The 18,132-nt window shown below is 46.7% G+C and carries 12 protein-coding genes and 1 other annotated feature; all 12 genes read left to right on the top strand.

Going from position 1 to position 18,132, the window contains the following annotated elements; genetic code table 11:
- Positions 1–417 precede the first annotated feature (417 nt).
- The 12 genes from ACN6KS_RS24250 to ACN6KS_RS24195 all read left to right on the top strand — a co-directional run bounded on the left by ACN6KS_RS24250 (position 418) and on the right by ACN6KS_RS24195 (position 18,131).
- On the top strand, positions 418–1,950 hold the full coding sequence (locus tag ACN6KS_RS24250) for a lipopolysaccharide biosynthesis protein (RefSeq protein ID WP_440960665.1): 1,533 nt from the start codon (positions 418–420) through the stop codon (positions 1,948–1,950).
- A 294-nt stretch (positions 1,951–2,244) separates the two neighbouring features.
- A complete protein-coding gene (locus ACN6KS_RS24245; RefSeq protein ID WP_440960664.1) occupies positions 2,245–2,826 on the top strand; it encodes a YdcF family protein in 582 nt (193 codons plus the stop codon).
- Between the two features lie 400 nt (positions 2,827–3,226).
- On the top strand, positions 3,227–4,624 hold the full coding sequence (gene hemA, locus ACN6KS_RS24240) for a glutamyl-tRNA reductase (protein ID WP_094873480.1): 1,398 nt from the start codon (positions 3,227–3,229) through the stop codon (positions 4,622–4,624).
- A 5-nt stretch (positions 4,625–4,629) separates the two neighbouring features.
- The gene (gene ccsA / locus ACN6KS_RS24235) at positions 4,630–5,457 is read left to right on the top strand and encodes a cytochrome c biogenesis protein CcsA (protein ID WP_076286483.1); all 828 of its coding nucleotides are present in this window, start codon (positions 4,630–4,632) and stop codon (positions 5,455–5,457) included.
- Positions 5,458–5,462: 5 nt separating this feature from the next.
- Positions 5,463–6,110, top strand: a complete 648-nt coding sequence (locus ACN6KS_RS24230; RefSeq protein WP_280788299.1) for a precorrin-2 dehydrogenase/sirohydrochlorin ferrochelatase family protein — start codon at positions 5,463–5,465, stop codon at positions 6,108–6,110.
- Positions 6,111–6,613: 503 nt separating this feature from the next.
- Positions 6,614–7,567 (top strand): hydroxymethylbilane synthase, encoded by a 954-nt coding sequence (hemC, locus tag ACN6KS_RS24225; RefSeq protein WP_440960663.1) that lies wholly within the window; start codon positions 6,614–6,616, stop codon positions 7,565–7,567.
- 5 nt (positions 7,568–7,572) lie between these two features.
- Positions 7,573–9,126 carry a uroporphyrinogen-III C-methyltransferase gene (gene cobA / locus ACN6KS_RS24220; RefSeq protein ID WP_094873237.1) on the top strand — a complete coding sequence of 518 codons (1,554 nt, stop codon included), beginning with the start codon at positions 7,573–7,575 and terminating at the stop codon, positions 9,124–9,126.
- A gap of 580 nt (positions 9,127–9,706) precedes the next feature.
- Positions 9,707–10,705, top strand: coding sequence for a porphobilinogen synthase (gene hemB, locus ACN6KS_RS24215; protein ID WP_280788301.1), 999 nt, complete (start codon positions 9,707–9,709; stop codon positions 10,703–10,705).
- Positions 10,706–10,783: 78 nt separating this feature from the next.
- Positions 10,784–12,085: a glutamate-1-semialdehyde 2,1-aminomutase gene (gene hemL, locus ACN6KS_RS24210; protein ID WP_440960662.1), complete on the top strand. Its 1,302-nt coding sequence runs from the start codon at positions 10,784–10,786 to the stop codon at positions 12,083–12,085.
- Positions 12,082–13,017 carry an RluA family pseudouridine synthase gene (locus ACN6KS_RS24205; protein ID WP_440960661.1) on the top strand — a complete coding sequence of 312 codons (936 nt, stop codon included), beginning with the start codon at positions 12,082–12,084 and terminating at the stop codon, positions 13,015–13,017. The genes hemL and ACN6KS_RS24205 overlap by 4 nt, the downstream gene beginning before the upstream one ends.
- A 358-nt stretch (positions 13,018–13,375) precedes the next feature.
- Positions 13,376–14,743, top strand: coding sequence for a LysM peptidoglycan-binding domain-containing protein (locus tag ACN6KS_RS24200; RefSeq protein WP_280788304.1), 1,368 nt, complete (start codon positions 13,376–13,378; stop codon positions 14,741–14,743).
- A 342-nt stretch (positions 14,744–15,085) separates the two neighbouring features.
- Positions 15,086–15,369, top strand: a binding site (T-box leader).
- Positions 15,370–15,431: 62 nt separating this feature from the next.
- Complete coding sequence (locus ACN6KS_RS24195; RefSeq protein ID WP_094873229.1) at positions 15,432–18,131, top strand: valine--tRNA ligase; 2,700 nt, start codon at positions 15,432–15,434, stop codon at positions 18,129–18,131.
- Position 18,132: the final 1 nt, after the last annotated feature.

Genomic DNA, 18,132 nt, shown 5'->3' with positions numbered 1-18,132 from the left:
TGCTTTACTTATCAACGATGTTGTTCAATCTATCATTTTAGGTACTTAAATGAATTCCTGTTAGTGTATGATCTTAAATGTTTGGCGCTTCACCATACTGCATGGGAAAGTAAAGATTATAGAATGAAAGAGCGATTAAAAATGGAGTTTTTCCCGAGATTCGCGTAAGTTTTGAATTATTAAGACCTCCTAATTAGTTTATAGATGTTAGATTTTTACATTAATCGCAAAATATCTAACCTATATTGAGTAGCGATGAAGCAATAATATACATAGCCCATATAATAGTTTAATAATAAAAGTAAATTACTAATTCACTTGATAACTAAAGATAAATTAGTATCGGGATATTTACAAAAAAAACTGATGATGCATGTATTCGTACCATAAATAATTCTGAATTCTTAGGGTGAGGGAATGTCAAGAACATTTAATTCATTGAAAAATATAAAATTCGCCCTTCTAGGGCAAGCAAGTGCATTACTGATTAGTTTTTTTGCACGTATGGTATTTGTAAAAACACTAAGTTCTGATTATTTAGGTTTAAATGGTCTTTTTGTTAACATACTGTCTGTATTATCATTTGCTGAGCTAGGTGTTGGGACTGCTATAGTATATAGTCTTTACAAACCGCTTTCCGAGCGGAACCAGAGTCAAATAAAAGCATTAATGAGATTATATAAGCAGTCTTATATTACTATTGGAATAATAGTAGCCATTTTAGGTACGGCTCTCACGCCGTTCCTTTCTTATTTAATAAAGGATATCCCTCCAATACCTAATATACAATTGATCTATTTAATGTTTGTTATAAATTCCACTATTTCTTATTTTTTTTCTTATAAACGGTCTCTCATTATTGCTGATCAGAAAAGGTATATCGCTACATTTTATCAATATCTATTTTATATTATTTTAAACATTATGCAGATGATAATTCTTTTGATTACAAGGAATTATATTCTTTTTCTGGGATTGCAAATATTTTTCACATTATTTGAAAATTTGTTTATATCCAGAAAGGCGGATATTTTATACCCCTTTATCAAAGGCCAGACTACTGAGCGTCTAGATAATGAAACTAAAAAAACAATTATCCGCAATATAAAAGCGATGTTATTTCATAAATTTGGTGGTGTAGTTGTTAATGGTACAGATAGTTTGTTGATTTCTAAGTTTCTTGGTGTGGGATTAGTTGGATTATATTCTAATTATCTTCTCATTATTAACGCCCTCAATACTATATTTGGAATGGTGTTTCAATCAGTTACCGCAAGCATTGGAAATCTTGGTGCGTCAGAATCGGAAGTGAAATCTTATAATATATTTAAGTGTTTAAATCTTATTGGATTTTGGATCCATGGATTTGCGGCTATTTGCTTAGCAATATTATTCAATCCTTTTATTGAAATTTGGTTAGGAAATGAGTTTTCATTTCCTATTTCATTAGTCTTAATAATAATTGTTAGTTTTTATTTAACTGGGATGAGAAAGAGTGTCCTAACGTTTAGAGATGCATTAGGACTGTATTGGAATGATCGATATAAACCATTATTTGAGGCTAGTATTAATTTAATTGCTTCATTAATTCTTGTGAATAAAATAGGTATTTATGGAATATTTATTGGCACGATAATCAGTACTCTTACAACTTGTTTTTGGGTGGAACCATACATCTTATATAAGTACGGTTTTAAAAAATCAATTAGTTCTTATTTTTTGAAATATGCAATTTATACTATGATAATGTTACTGGGGGGAGGAGTAACATGGTTAATATGTTATTATATCAAAGGAGAGACAATTAGTTCATTTTTACTTAAAGGCATAATTTGTGCTATTGTACCTAACACTATCTTTCTTTTAGTTTTTTGGAAAACAGCGGAATTTAAGTATTTAATCTCCGTTGTAAAAACAATAACTAGAAGGAAAAAACCGAAATTAATCTAATTTTATTTATTCATGCCCATGCTTTGTAAGAAAAAACTGATGATTTGAATTCGTAATTGATTGATTGATTGACATGGTAAACACTACGCTATTGATCTTGCGAAACTTTAAATATGGGAGATGGAAACCGACTTCTAATATTAAGAAAGGGATTGCTCAAACGATCCATGGTATATTCACAATGCTAAATGGTGGCAACAAATTCTTAGTAACGAATCGCATAAGTGATTTATGAGTAACTTATCTATTAAGAAAAGAAAAGGTAAATTAATTAATAGGAATTTTGTCCTTTTCATGTGCTTACTATTGTTGATTATTGGACTCTTTAGTGCAGGCAGCTTCTTAGTTTTATCTGAATCTCCCAAACAAGCCGATGTAATCATCGTACTTAGCGGAGGCCAAGGCCGTGTAGAACAGGCAGCTGAGTTATATAAAGCTGGATACGCTCCTTATATAATTCTTTCCAATGCCAAGGAGTCAACGAGTTCATCAGGTGACATGCTCCGAACCGCCCTTAATCTCGGTATACCGCAGGGTGTTATCTATACCGAAAATGAGGCGGAAAGCACCTATCAGAATGCAGAGTTCACACTCCCTATAATGAAGGAATACGATTTTCAATCTGCAATTGTCGTTTCCTCGGAATTTCACATGCGGAGGGTGAAATTTCTTTTTGGTCGTGTGTACAAAAAATCGGATATTGAGCTTACGTATGTATCATCTGCCTCAGGATATAACGCTAAGCGCTGGTGGAGTGACCGAAAGAGTCGGGAAACTACGTTCAACGAGTATGTCAAGATGATCGGCAACACCTTCGGTTACAATGGACCGGAGGCAAAAAGCACTCTTGATCAGATAAAGAACTGGTTTCGTTAGCTTCCTACAGGATGGATTCTTTCATTTAGATAATTATCGTAACGTATGGTTTACCACTTATCTTCACATTTTGTAAAAGGTGCGCAGAAGTAGCATCTATAAAAATTGAATAACCCGGGTAATTATGAGTTAGTGCTATTAAATTCCCACTTTTCCCCTACCTAACTAATAATTAATCACAAAATAACCCATCCTAACCGTAGCGAACCTACGGTTTTTTATTTATAATAATTATTATCTGGATTTCATAAAGCGTTCAAAAAATCTGTAAAAAGTCGTATTTTCGTGTGATATACTTAACACAGTGTTTTTAGATGTTGTGAAAGTGAATATTATGTAAAAATATTCTTTAATATAACTGTACACAGTAATGAATAGAGACTAGGATGGTGAACTATCGATGCACATCGTCGTCGTTGGCCTGAATTATCGTACGGCTCCCGTGGAGGTAAGGGAACAGTTTGCTTTTGCGGAGAGTGATCTTCCGGCAGCGCTCCATCAACTGATGAAGACGAAGGGTGTGCTGGAAGGGGTCGTAGTAGCCACCTGCAACCGTACGGAAATTTATGTGGTCATGGACCGTCTCCATATGGGAGGGTATTTCCTCCGCGGCTTTATGGAGCAGTGGTTTGGAGTGAAAAACGAGCAATTTGCACAGCATATGTATATATATGAAGACGAGCAGGCGATTGCGCATTTGTTCCGCGTGACCTGCGGCCTGGATTCCATGGTGATTGGCGAGACGCAGATCCTGGGACAGGTGCGAAGTTCTTTTCTCACGGCTCAGGCTGAGGGTGTAACGGGAACTTGGTTCAATCGGCTATTTAAACAAGCGGTGACACTCGGCAAAAGAGCACATAGTGAAACGTCAATCGGCGAAAGCGCAGTATCTGTCAGTTATGCGGCAGTGGAGCTGGGCAAGCGGATTTTTGGCATGTTCACTGGTAAAAGAGTGTTGATTCTCGGCGCCGGCAAAATGAGTGAGCTCACTGTTAAGCATCTATATAGTAGTGGTGCGGCTGAGGTGATTGTCGCTAACCGTACGCTGTCGCGTGCGATTGAACTGGCAGAGAAGTTCTCGGGTAAGCCGAGCACGATTGAAGATGCGCTAAAAGCTCTTAATGAGGTAGATATCGTGATCAGCTCAACGGGAGCTGACGGTTATGTACTTTCGGCAGATCAGGTAGCGAATGCTATGAAGCGTCGCCCTTCGCGGCCGCTTTTTATGATTGATATCGCTGTACCCCGTGATATTGATCCTGCAGCGGCTAATGTGCCAGATGTTTTTTTGTATGATATTGACGATCTGGAGGGCATTGTGGAGAGTAACCTGGAAATGCGCCGGAGTGAAGCTGCGAAGATTGAAGTGATGATCGGTGAGGAAATGGATGAGTTCCAGCTGTGGCTTAAGACGCTTGGCGTGAGACCAGTAATCCGGGCGCTTCAGGATAAGTCGAATGCAATTCATGAGGAAACGATGGAGAGCCTGTTCAATAAGCTGCCTGAGCTGGACGAGCATCAGCGCAAGGTGATCCGTCGCTTGACCAAAAGCATTGTGAACCAGATGATGCATGATCCAATCAATGTAATTAAAGAGATGTCCGGTGGCAAGCAGGGGAATGAAGCGCTTGATTATTTCTCCAAAATCTTTGCGCTACAGGAACAGCTCGAATCCAATTCAGATGGCGGAGATTCCGCCCCGGTTAAGCAGTCTAGCTCCACAGAACGTACTGCCGGTAGCGGCGATTTTTCTGTGCCTAAGACGGTGCTTGCTCCGGCAGGCCTGTTGGGTAGGTGAGTGATATGCAACTGCTGAACGGAATATATGATGCCGCTCTGCTGCTATATGCCCTGAGCCTGCTGTTTGTTTTCTCGGATTGCCTTTATCGCAACCCGAGTGGGAAGCGGTTAGGCACGGGGCTTCTTGTTGTTGTGGGTCTTTTGCAAGCTGCAGGACTCGGGATTCGTTTCTCTCAGGAGAAGGGGCTGCCCATTTTTACACCTTATGATTTCTTGTTCTGGTTTGCATTTAGTATTGTTCTGACTTCGCTTGCGGTGGCTTTTACACGTGGAGGCGAGTTTACGATTCTGCTGCTTAGTGTGGCTGGATTCTGTGTTTTTCTGCTAAATCGGGTGTGGCTGACGGCGGGGGGGCATACGCTTGAGACTTGGAGCTCGGTGTATGGTTGGTTGACAATGCATGTGATTTTGGCCAATTTGAGTTTTGCTGCACTGACACTTGGGACGGTATTTGCCATATTGTACTTATTTCTGCACACCAGACTCAAAAGTAAGCAATGGAGTGACCGAATTCGTCGTTTACCAAACTTAGAGACTACAGATAAATATTCTTACACCGCTATTCTGGTGGGGACTCCTTTGCTGGCAATCTCTCTGGTGGTGGCTAGTTTATCTATTGTTTCTGAGGGACGGACACTATTATTGAAGGATTTAAAAGTACTAACGACACTGATTGGCCTTGGAATTTACATATTTTATATTATCTTTAAGAAATCCGGGCGGAAAAGTGGAGTAAGTATGGCTCGCTGGGCGATTTTAGGATATGCTTTTACTATCTTGAATTTTTTGTTGAATTCTTTGTCTGGTTTTCACGGCTGGAGCGGGGAGTGAAGAGCATGACTCGGTATTTGCCCATAATGCTGGATTGTGAAAAGCAACAGGTTGTGGTTATTGGCGGTGGTGCCGTGGCTGAACGGAAGGTGAGTGGGCTGCTGGAAGCTGGAGCGGTGGTTAAGATGATTAGTCCCTCTTTGACAGATACGCTTGCCTCTCTAGTGAAAAAGGGTCTCATGACCTGGCATGACCGCCCTTATGCTCCCGGAGATCTCCGTGGGGCCTTTCTCGTATATGCAGCCACTAACGATAGAACGGTTAATGAAGAGGTTGCGCAGGAGTCTAGGCGACTTGGCATTCCTGTGAATGTGGCTAGCCATGCGGAAGCGGGGGATTTTATTACGCCCGGAGTTGTACGTAGGGGGCGTTTGACGGTAGCTGTATCTACTTCGGGTGCTGGTCCGCTTGCGGCTGCGAAGATTAAAAGTGTGCTTGAAGAGGCGCTGGATGCAGCGTATGAGCCATATTTAGATTTTGTACATACCATGCGAACCCGGATTAAGGAAAAAGAATCTTCTGCTGAAGTTCGTGGAAGGCTTTTGCGGAAGCTTGGGGCGCTCGATGTGTTGAATGAGATGAGGAACGGTAGCTTTATTGCGTGGAGCCCGGAGGATATGGATGTTTGGATTGCTAGTCATCGGGCGGAGTAAAAGTGCGCGTGGACACTGTGAGGATTACAAAATTAGGTTAGATTAATGATATGAGTAAAAATAGGCTACTGGTTGAGATAGTTCGGATAGTGGTATGAGTACCGTTGTATTGGGCTGAAGTGGCTGGAATGTTCGAATGAGCGGTATAAGTACCGTTGAAATGGGCTGGAGTAGCTGAAATGTTCGAAAGTAGGGCAAAAATGCCTCGGAATTACCCAAAAACGGCCATACCAGTGAAAGAGAGGCATTAATGCCTCGGAATTACCTAAAAACGCTCATATCAGCGAAAAAAGAGGCAATAATGCCTCGGAATTGCCCAAAAACGGCCATACCAGCGAAAAGAGAGGCATTAATGCCTCGGAATTGAGTAATAACCGCCGAAGGAGCCAAATAAATGGCAGATATGCCATTTAATAGTGCGAAGTAGCTTTTGGTTAGTTTGGATTACTATATACGGTCTACGGTGAAGAGTAAGAGGCAGACGTAATCAGGAGGAATGGACAATGCGTAAGATTATTGTGGGGAGTAGACAGAGCGCGCTTGCGTTGACGCAAACGGGGCATGTGATTGCCGATCTGGAGCGATTGAGCGAGGAGCATGGTTTTGGATTCACTTTTGAGGTGAAAAAGATTGTTACCAAAGGGGACCGTATCCTAGATGTCACCTTGTCCAAGGTAGGCGGTAAAGGGTTGTTCGTGAAGGAAATAGAACAGGCCATGCTGGAAAAAGAAATCGACATGGCGGTGCACAGCATGAAGGACATGCCCTCCGAGCTGCCGGAGGGGCTGATCAACGGCGCTGTGCCGAAGCGCGTTGATCCGCGCGATGCACTGATCTCTAACGGAGGCGTCTCGCTGGACGAGCTGCCTCCAGGCGCACGCGTAGGCACAAGCAGCCTACGCCGTTCCAGCCAGCTAGCTGCGCTGCGGCCTGATCTGGTCATTGAGCCCGTGCGCGGCAACATTGACTCGCGGCTGGGCAAGCTGGATAGCGGGGAATACGACGCGATCCTGCTTGCTGCAGCGGGGCTGTCGCGCATGGGCTGGCAGGATCGCGTGAGCGCCTACCTGCCGCCGGAAGTTTGCCTGCCCGCTGTAGGGCAGGGCGCACTCGGCATCGAGTGCCGCGCAGATGACGCAGACCTGCGGAAGCTGCTGGCGCTATACAACGATGCCGATACAGCGTTGACGGTGGCGGCGGAGCGCACGTTCCTTGGCGTGCTGAATGGCGGCTGCCAAGTGCCGATTGGTGCTCATGCGGTGCTTGATGCAGCCGCGGAAGCTACTACCGCTAAGCGCCAAATAATCTCCTTAACCGGGATGGTGGGAACACCTGACGGTTCAACGATTTTGAAAGAAACTTGCACTGGGATAGACCCGGTACAGCTCGGCGAAGAAGTCGCTAAGAAGCTGATCGCAAGAGGAGCGGAGAAGATACTGTCAGACGTTAGGGGATGAGGGGATTGACGGGGAAGGTTTATTTGGTAGGTGCAGGTCCCGGGGACGCAAAGCTGATTACTGTAAAAGGCCTCGAATGTATTCGAAAAAGCGACGTGCTGGTGTACGATCGGCTGGCAAGTCCTAGATTGCTGAAAAGCATGAAGCCCGGCGGCGAGAAGATTTATGTTGGCAAGCTGCCGGATCGCCACACGATGAAGCAGGAAGAGATTAATCAATTGTTAGTTGATCTGGCTTTACAGGGGAAAACAGTGGTGCGGCTGAAGGGTGGGGACCCTACGATTTTTGGCCGCGTAGGTGAAGAAGCGGAGCTGCTGCGCAAAAATGGGATCTATTACGAAATCGTACCGGGCATCACGTCGGCGATCAGCGTACCTGCTTATGCGGGTATACCTGTCACGCACCGCGATCATGCTTCTTCCCTGTCGATTATCACCGGACATGAGAGTCCGGATAAACTGGACCATTCCATTCATTGGGATAAAGTAACGAATGCCACAGGGACGTTAGTGTTCCTGATGGGCGTAGCTAAAATAGGATATATCAGCGCCCAGCTGATCAAGCATGGGCGTCCGCCAGAAACACCAGTGGCGCTGGTGCGCTGGGGTACCCGCGCAGATCAGGAGACGCTGACGGGAACCCTCGCCGATATTGAGGCGAAGGTGAAGGCGGCGGATTTTCAGCCGCCGGCCGTGATTGTCGTCGGCGACGTAGTGCTGCAGCGTGAGCAGCTAAAGTGGGCCGAGGCGATGCCGTTATTCGGCAAACGCATCGTGGTGACACGGGCTCGCAGCCAAGCGAGCGAGCTGGTGGATAGGATTGAGGAACTCGGCGGGGAACCCTACGAGTTCCCGGTGATCGAGACGATCATGCCGGATGGCGCAGAGAAGAAGGAGAAGATTGCAGCGGCGTTTGGCGCGCTGGAATCGTACGACTGGGTATTCTTCACTAGCCCGAACGGCGTGGAGTTTTTTTGGCGCCACTTGGCGGAGCAGGGGGCGGACATTCGGGGGCTTCACCGCGCAAGGATTGCAGCGGTGGGGCCAGGCACAGCAGCCGCGCTGGCGCAGCGCGGGGTGATTGCTGAAGAACTTCCGGCGAAGTTTCAGGCGGAAGGTCTGATTGAGACGTTCGGTCCCCGGCTGCTGCCGGGGCAGAACGTGCTGTTGCCGCGCGGCGATCTGGGGCGCGACTGGCTGCCGGACAAGCTGAGAGAGCTTGGCCTTCAAGTCACAGACGTCGATACCTATGAGACGGTTGTGACGGGTGAGGATGACGACGAGCTGTTGAAGCTATTGGAGGAAGGGCGTGTTCACGCAGTAACCTTTACCAGCTCTTCAACGGTGCGCAATTTCATCCACATTCTGAAACGAATGGGGCTCGAAGATCCACTTCCACTGCTAGCTAATGTTAAGATAGCCTGCATCGGGCCATTAACCGAGCAGACTGCCGTGGAAGCGGGACTTACTCCGGGTCTGCTACCTGAAGAAGCAACGATTAATAGTCTGGTTCAGGAGCTCTGCCGCTGGAATGCGGAGACTCAACTTCAAAAAGCTTGAATGGACGCGAATCGAACATCGGCTTTATAACATCGTCTGAAGTTGTATCTATCTAGGAAGTCTCACACTGCTATTGTAAGTAACTTAAGTAGCATGAGCTTGGCCTCCGAACGTAGTTACTGTTGAAACTCAGAGTATGATGGACGGCTGAGTTGTAAACTAACTGGTGTGTATGGGTGAGTAAGTCTATGTACGTATAAAGTTCACGTAGCTCTAACTGATATGTTAGATATTGGGTACTTGGATTAATATGCAACCTAGTGGAAATATAGCTTTTTAATCTGGTTACGAGACTGGTTATGAGGTCTGTTAGCATGAGGTCAGATTGAGGTTTAGTTGCACTTTATACACTTAAATTCCCTGAATATTAGCGAAAATCCATTTTAGTTGTAATATGTGCAATTAAATATGCGCTAAAACAAGGGTTTTCGCTCTTTTGTAATAAATAACTGTAGAGAGTGCAACTAAAACTTACAGTTACGATAAAACTTCAAAATAACTGCACAAACTACAACTATGCCGCAGTTAGTCAACGATCGAGGGTTTAGTTATATATTTTATTTTTCAGGAGGATGAACCAATGAGCTTTCCAATTACACGTCACCGCCGTTTACGCGGTTCAGCAGGAATTCGCGGTATGGTGCGGGAGACGGTACTGAATGTGCTGGATTTTGTGCAGCCGATATTTGTGACTTATGGAACAGGTGTGAAGAATGAGATTAGCTCGATGCCGGGCGTGTATCATTTTTCGCTGGATACTTTAAAAGCAGAAGTGGACGAGATTGCCGCCCTAGGCATTCCGGCTGTGTTGTTATTCGGGATTCCTGAAACGAAGGATGCTATCGGTTCTTCCGGTTTTGCAGAGGATGGAATTGTGCAAGAGGCTACGCGCTTGATTAAGCAATGGTACCCTGAGCTATTGGTCGTTGCAGATACCTGCCTTTGTGAATTTACGGATCACGGACATTGCGGAATGGTGCATACGCATACGGTGAACGGCGTCGTGCATGGTGATGTCATTAACGACGCTTCACTGGACCTGCTGACTCGTACGGCGGTATCCCAAGCTAAAGCTGGAGCAGATATTATCGCCCCTTCGAATATGATGGATGGATTCGTACACGCGATTCGTGCGGGACTGGATGAGAATGGCTTTGAGCATGTGCCGATTATGTCGTATTCGGTCAAATATGCTTCGGCATTTTATGGCCCTTTCCGCGAAGCTGCGGATTCAGCACCACAGTTCGGGAATCGCAAAACGTATCAAATGGACCCTGCCAATCTGCGCGAAGCGCTCCGTGAAGCAGAATCCGATGTGCTGGAAGGTGCAGATATGTTGATGGTGAAGCCGGCTCTGGCTTACTTGGACGTGATTCGTACGATCCGTGACCAGTTCGATTTACCTCTCGTGGCTTACAATGTGAGTGGCGAATATTCCATGGTAAAAGCAGCGGCACTGCAAGGCTGGATTGACGAGCAAGCCGTTGTACTGGAAATGCTGACGGGCATGAAACGGGCTGGAGCGGATATTATTATTACTTATTTTGCAAAAGATGCTGCACGCTGGCTGCGTGGTTAATCTCTTTCACAACGATATCGCTGCATAGGCAGTTGCCTTATACTTGTGTGATCAAGAACAGAACAGGAGTGAAGATAGATGAGTAATGAGCCAATGGCGCGTAAAGAGGAAGCGTCCCGCAAGGCTTTTGATGAAGCAAAACAATATATTCCCGGTGGGGTAAACAGCCCTGTACGGGCGTTCAAATCCGTAGGATTGACTCCGGTTTATGTGGATCATGGGATCGGATCGCGTATTTATGATATCGACGGCAACAGCTTTATCGACTATGTATGCTCGTGGGGACCGCTAATTATGGGCCATGCGCATCCTGAGGTTGTAAAGGCCTTGCAGGAGACGGCGGTAAAAGGGACAAGCTTTGGTGCACCAACTTTACTTGAAACTGAAATGGCAAAAACGGTTGTTGAACGTGTAGCCTCAGTAGATATCGTGCGTATGGTCAACTCCGGAACGGAAGCAACGATGAGTGCGATTCGTTTGGCACGTGGTTACACGGGACGCAGCAAAATCTTGAAGTTCGAAGGCTCGTATCACGGTCACGCAGATAGTCTGCTTATTAAGGCGGGTTCCGGGGTAGCCACATTAGGTTTGCCGGATAGCCCAGGTGTTCCCGAAGGTGTGGCAGTCAATACGATTACTGTTCCATACAATGACTTGGAATCCACTCAGATTGCTTTCGAACGTTTCGGCAGTGAGATTGCCGCAGTGATCGTAGAGCCGATTGCCGGCAATATGGGTGTTGTACCACCATTTCCGGGATTTCTAGAAGGACTTCGCAAATTAACTTCAGACCACGGATCTTTGCTTATTTTTGATGAGGTAATGACAGGCTTCCGTGTCAACCGTGGCTGTGCGCAAGGCTTGTTTAACATTACTCCGGATATTACCTGCTTCGGTAAAGTCATCGGTGGAGGACTTCCAGTAGGCGCTTATGGCGGCAAAAGAGAGATCATGGAGCAAATCGCTCCTACGGGACCGATCTATCAGGCTGGCACACTTAGTGGTAATCCATTAGCAATGGCGGCAGGACTCACTACGCTGAAGCTGCTGACACCGGAAGTTTATGATCGTCTGGAGCAATTAGGTGCGCGTCTGGAAGCGGGATTGAAAAAGAATGCAATCGAAACTGGTGTTCCGCTGACGATTAACCGCGTGGGTTCGATGGTCTGTCCGTTCTTCACGGAAGGACCTGTAACGAATTTTGAGACGGCCAAGACAAGCAACACGGATCTTTTCCGTCGTTATTTTGGTCATATGCTGAGCCAAGGCATCAGCGTGCCACCTTCACAGTTTGAAGGCATGTTCGTGTCGGCTGCGCATAGTGAGCAGGATATTGATGATACCATTGAGGGCCACTATAATGCCCTGAAGGCCCTTTGAGTACTGGAGCCGGAGAACGAACCGGTGGCGGAGCTTGGACAAGACGTGGAGAGTGGCTGGAAGTAACACCCGGCAGAATCATTACTGGAGCCGAGGATGCTGAAGCTGCGATTGATAAGTGGCTGCTGGAAACCGTAGGCATGCCTGAGAAGCTTCATCTGCGTCTGCGCCGCGAGGGGGGGATTCAGTGGAAGGGAGATCGACTTCGACTGGCACTTTTTCCGGATCGTGAAGCGGGCATTGAACCCGTATGGGAAGCGCTTGAAGTGCTGTATGAGGATGATTTTTGTCTGGTTGCCCATAAGCCGGCAGGCATGTCGGTTCATCCGGATGGCAGTGGCTTAGGTGTAACGCTGGATCACCTTGTAGCTGCGCATTATGTTGCTTCCGGTGATAGTGTAGCTGTAAGGCATATTCACCGCCTCGACAAGGATACAACTGGCCCGGTGATGTACGCCAAGAATGAATTCGCTCAGCTTGTCCTAGACGAGAATATGCGTGAAAAAAGCATCTCGCGGCTTTACGCCGCGATCGTAGAAGGCATAGTGCCATCTGCGCTTAAAGTGATCGATGCGCCGATTGGACGCGATCGTCATCATGCGGCGCGGAGAAGAGTCTCACCGGGCGGGCAATCCGCCGTGACTCGAATCCTCGGACGCGAAGTACTGCATGGCGGGAGCCTGGTGCATGTGCAGCTTGAGACCGGAAGGACGCATCAGATTCGCGTCCATCTCAGCCATATGGGTCATCCCTTGTATGGGGATGCGCTATACGGCGGCCCGGTCTGGGCTTCCAGCGCTAGTGGCCGACATGCGCTCCATGGCGAGCTGCTGTCTTTCCGCCACCCTTGGAGCGGTGAAATGCTCGAAGTGAGCGATCCGTGGCCGGAGGATATGCTGCAGCTGCGGGAGCTGCTGTCTGAAGCGCCTTGACGGTAACGTTATAAACCTGAGAACCGTGGAATCAGCAAATGCTGGTTTCACGGTTTTTTTTATCTATTTTTCGTAGAGTATATAATTTTCTGTTTTTTCAGAAAGAAGCATCTATCCATGTCCTAATAGCAAAAGCAGCATATAATACTTTGTTCATGCGGAGTAGTGCATCTATTGGTCGTCAGATAGGTTCAAATAGCCCCTGAATTCAGGAAATTAATAGCATCCTGTCCGGTTAGGGCTACCAAAGTTGTCATGCCTTTCTTTTTGAAGCATATACATGTGGGGAGTAACATTTTGGGCTTATGCTCTGGGCCTGTCTCAGGGTTAGATTATGCCAAGAAGGAGGACATATCCCGTGTTTGATCAGTCCCACGGCTTGCGGTTTGATATTTATGAACGCATTCACCTATCGGAAGAGCTTCCGGGAATAGCTGAGCTGGAGGAGGTTGAACTACTTCCGGAAATCCAGGTGATTCAGCGGGAGGATCGTGCCGAGTTATATGGTCAGCTGTTGCTTACCGGACTCTACCGGAGTGAAGATGACCGGACACAACGTCTGGAGCACGCCATTCCCGTTGAAATCACTGTTCCGCTTACACGCGTCAGCTCGATTGAAGATATTGGGGTGGAGATCGAGAATTTTGATATTGATCTGCTCACGATGCGTACTGTGAATATAACAGGCGTATTATCCCTGCGGGGAATCGGTGGTGCGGAACCTCAACCACAGCCGGCCTGGCAGCAGGAAGAGTACACAGTGGCTTATTCCCCTCTCAGTGATGACAGGGTAGAAGCAACAGCGGAGCATCAAGAACATGACAATGACGCACTTTATGAAAATTCTCAGTGGACCTTTGGTGAGGATGCATCGGAGGTTGCTGTAGAAGAACATGAGCACGCTGAAGCGAATGAACAGGAAACAGAAGAATCATTGGTCTCAAGTGGAACTGGTCAATCGTCCCCTATAGTGAATTTCTCATCCGCTCATGAGAAGGACAAGGGCGCGAAAGCTAGGACGCATAGTCTGGATTTGGAAACAGAGGATTCCAAAGCCGGAATAGCGGATTACTGGTTTAAAGCGGAGTCACAGAATGAAGCTGAGGCCACTCCGCTGGATCATGTTAGCCAGGCGAGTCAAGCGGATCAGGAGCAAGAAGCGGAATATACTTTTGCTTCAAGAGAAACCGCTGTTCCAGCAGCGATTACCGACGCAGACAAAGATATCGCTGTATTTGCTTCTGAAAACGTAGCAAACCATGAGCTTCACACACAAGAAGAGAATGCGCAGCCGATCAGTGAGAATACGAACGAAGGCTTAGTTTCTCAGGAGACTGTGCCACATACCGAGGAGAAACAAGATCTTAAGATTGCGCTAGGAAGCAAGCAAGAAGCGGAGGCTCCAGCCAAAGAACATCTCACCTTCTCTTCATTACTCAGCTCTAGTCGTTCTCGTAAAGAACAAGAGGCTCTCCTATCTGAAGGAAATGCATCGGCTGCAGCGATCATTCCCGAGGCCGGAAATAATACGGAGTGGAAGAGCAGATTCATTACCGGAGCAGATGGCGCTAACCTATTCCGTAAGGTTCGCCTTTGCATCGTACAGCGTGAAGAAACGTTGGATACAATCGCAGAGAAGTATCAGCTAAGTGCGCGGGAGCTGGGAATGTATAATCGATTGTCCGGGCAGAGTGTAGAAGAAGGGCAAGTGTTGTACATTCCATAAATGAATTACAATGCATATTCACATGAATAGATGAATCCCGGTCTGTTAGTAGATCGGGATTTTTGTCAAAATATAAGAATATATAAGTTTCACATTATACATTATCCTTATATTTCTCGAATAAACGCTTACCGTCCGTAAAAGGACGTCGAAGGCGTTTATTCTTGTGTGACCGGAGAACGTTAGAATACGGGGTATCTAATCAATGCAGTGTGAGGAATCGAATGAAATTTCGACATATGCCCGCTATAAGTCGAAATTCCGCTCAAAGTCCCGCTGTAGAAGCCTATTCAGGTTGACTAGGGAAGACTCAAAATGTATTATGGAGTAAGCAATATCTAAGTAAAGACTGGGAACGGGAAGAGTAGGCGGTCAGCCCTTCAGAGAGCGGAATGCAAGTGCTGTGACATTCCGTAGGATACAGCCACCGAAGTCGCCCCGGAGTCGCCCTTCTGAGCTTGTCTTCATGGATATGAAAGATAAGTTAGGATGTGGCCGGTAGCAGCCGTTATCTGTACGAGTGTCGCGCTAAGCTTCTGAACCGTAAGGTGAGAGAAGTGCAGGTTTATTTTTCATTGGCGCGAAACAAAGGTGGTACCGCGAAAGAATGGCCTTTCGTCCTTTGAGACGAGGGGTCTTTTTGTTTTTTAGAAACCAACTACAAGTAACCAAGTGGAGGTATCAGAGAATGGCTGACCCAAATAATCTAACAGCGGCAGAGGCTGCCGCTGCAAATGATTCTAAGAATGAAATGCCAACCACGTATGATCCGAAATCGGCAGAAACCAAGTGGTATTCCTACTGGACAGAGGGTGGATATTTCCGTGCAGGCGGGCGTCCAGATGCAAAAGCATACAGCATTGTAATCCCGCCGCCAAACGTAACGGGAATGCTGCACATTGGTCATGCGCTTGATTTTACGCTTCAGGATATCCTGATTCGTACGAAACGGATGCAGGGCTTCGACACGTTGTGGCTACCAGGTACGGACCATGCCGGTATCGCAACGCAGACAAAGGTAGAGCAAAAGCTGCGTGAGCAGGGAATTTCTAGACATGATCTCGGCCGCGAGAAGTTCCTGGAGCAGGTGTGGGAGTGGAAAGATAAATATGCGAACACCATTCATGAGCAGTGGGCTAAGATGGGGCTTTCCCTTGACTATTCCCGCGAACGTTTTACCCTGGATGAAGGGTTATCGAAAGCTGTACGCGAGGTATTCGTTAAGCTCTATAATAAAGGCCTGATCTACCGCGGCAAACGTATTATCAACTGGGATCCGGCGGCTCGTACAGCATTGTCGGATATCGAGGTTGAATATAAAGAAGTTAATGGTCACTTGTATCACCTGCGTTACCCGCTCAAAGACGGTAGCGGATTTATCACAGTGGCGACTACACGTCCGGAGACGATGCTGGGTGATACAGCGGTTGCTGTTCATCCGGAAGACGATCGTTACAAAGATCTAATCGGCAAAACGTTGATCCTGCCGATTATTGGCCGTGAGATTCCGATTATCGCTGATGATTATGTAGACAAAGAGTTTGGTAGTGGTGCGGTTAAGATTACACCCGCTCATGATCCGAATGACTTCGAAATGGGTCAACGTCACAACTTACCGCAGATTAACGTAATGGATGAGAGCGGTACGATGAATGAAGAAGCAGGACCTTACCAAGGTCAAGACCGGAGTGTATGTCGTAAGGCCATTACTGCTGACCTGAAGGAGCAAGGCGTCCTGATCAATATCGAAGATCATGTGCATCAAGTAGGACACAGTGAGCGCTCTGGAGCGGTTGTTGAGCCGTACTTGTCTACACAATGGTTCGTAAAGATGCAGCCGCTGGCTGAAGCTGCCATCAATGCACAGAAGGATGGGAACGGGGTTAACTTCGTACCGGACCGTTTCGAGAGAACTTACCTGAACTGGATCGAGAACGTACGTGATTGGTGTATTTCCCGTCAGCTGTGGTGGGGACATCGTATTCCGGCATGGTATTCCGAGTCTACTGGTGAATTGGTTGTAGCAAATGACGAGGAAGAAGCGCGCCGGATCAGTGGCTTAACCGACTTGAAACAGGACGAAGATGTACTGGATACCTGGTTCAGCTCTAATCTTTGGCCTTTTGCCACACTAGGATGGCCGGATGAGGACAGTGCGGATTTCAAACGCTACTACCCGAACGATGTGCTCGTAACGGGCTACGATATTATTTATTTCTGGGTAGCACGGATGATCTTCTCTGCCCTCGAATTCACCGGAGAAAAACCATTCTCAGATGTATTGATGCATGGTTTGGTACGGGATTCTGAAGGTCAAAAAATGTCCAAATCGCTCGGAAACGGTGTAGACCCCCTTGAAGTCATCGAGAAGTATGGCGCAGATGCAATGCGCTACATGATTTCTACCGGAAGCACAGCTGGACAGGATCTGCGCTTCCGCTGGGAAAAGGTTGAGCAGGCGCGTAATTTCGCCAATAAGATCTGGAATGCATCACGCTTCGCGCTGATGAATTTGGAAGGCGTAAGCTTTGAGAATATTGACATTTCGGGTGAGCTAAGTACTGCTGATCGCTGGATTTTGCACCGTCTGAACGAAACTTCTCGTGAGATTACGCGTCTAATTGACTCGTACGAGTTCGGTGAGACCGGTCGCCAGCTGTACAACTTCATTTGGGACGATCTATGTGACTGGTATATTGAGTTCGCGAAGCTGTCACTTTACGGATCAGATGCCGCGGCCAAAGCGAAAACACAGTCTGTACTTGCCTATGTACTAGACCGCACAATGCGCTTGATTCATCCGTTTATGCCGTTTATTTCGGAAGAAATATGGCAGCATCTTCCGCATGAAGGGGAGACGATTACCCTGGCTGCATGGCCGGAGTATGATGCGGCTCTGGAGAATCCGCAAGCCGTAGCGGAAATGAACCTGCTGATGGATGTAATCCGGGCCGTTCGTAATATCCGGGCTGAAGTGAATGTGCCGATGAGCAAAAAGGTTGAATTGATCATCAAAGCGGGTAATGAAGAGACGCTGAGTATTATCACCCGTAACGACAACTATATTGGACGCTTCTGTAATACGTCTTCCTTCGAAGCTGGCCTGAATCCAGAAACGCCGGATAAGGTAATGTCCGCTGTAGTAACAGGAGCAGAACTGCTTCTGCCATTGTCGGGACTCATTGATATTGAACAAGAAATCGCTCGTCTGGAAAAAGAAGTACAGGCGCTGAACAGCGAAGTAGAACGCGTAGAGAAAAAACTGAGCAATCAAGGCTTCGTGGCCAAAGCTCCTGCTAAAGTTATCGAAGAGGAACGGGCGAAACAGGCAGATTATTCTGCTAAGCGTGAGAAAGTACTTGCCCGCATCGTAGAGCTGAGAGGATAAG

It is taken from the genome of Paenibacillus nitricinens (assembly GCF_052056485.1).
In the GTDB taxonomy this organism is placed as follows: domain Bacteria; phylum Bacillota; class Bacilli; order Paenibacillales; family Paenibacillaceae; genus Paenibacillus_AQ; species Paenibacillus_AQ nitricinens.
Note: the sequence above shows the minus strand (reverse complement) of the source record. Positions and strands in the feature narration are given on the sequence as shown.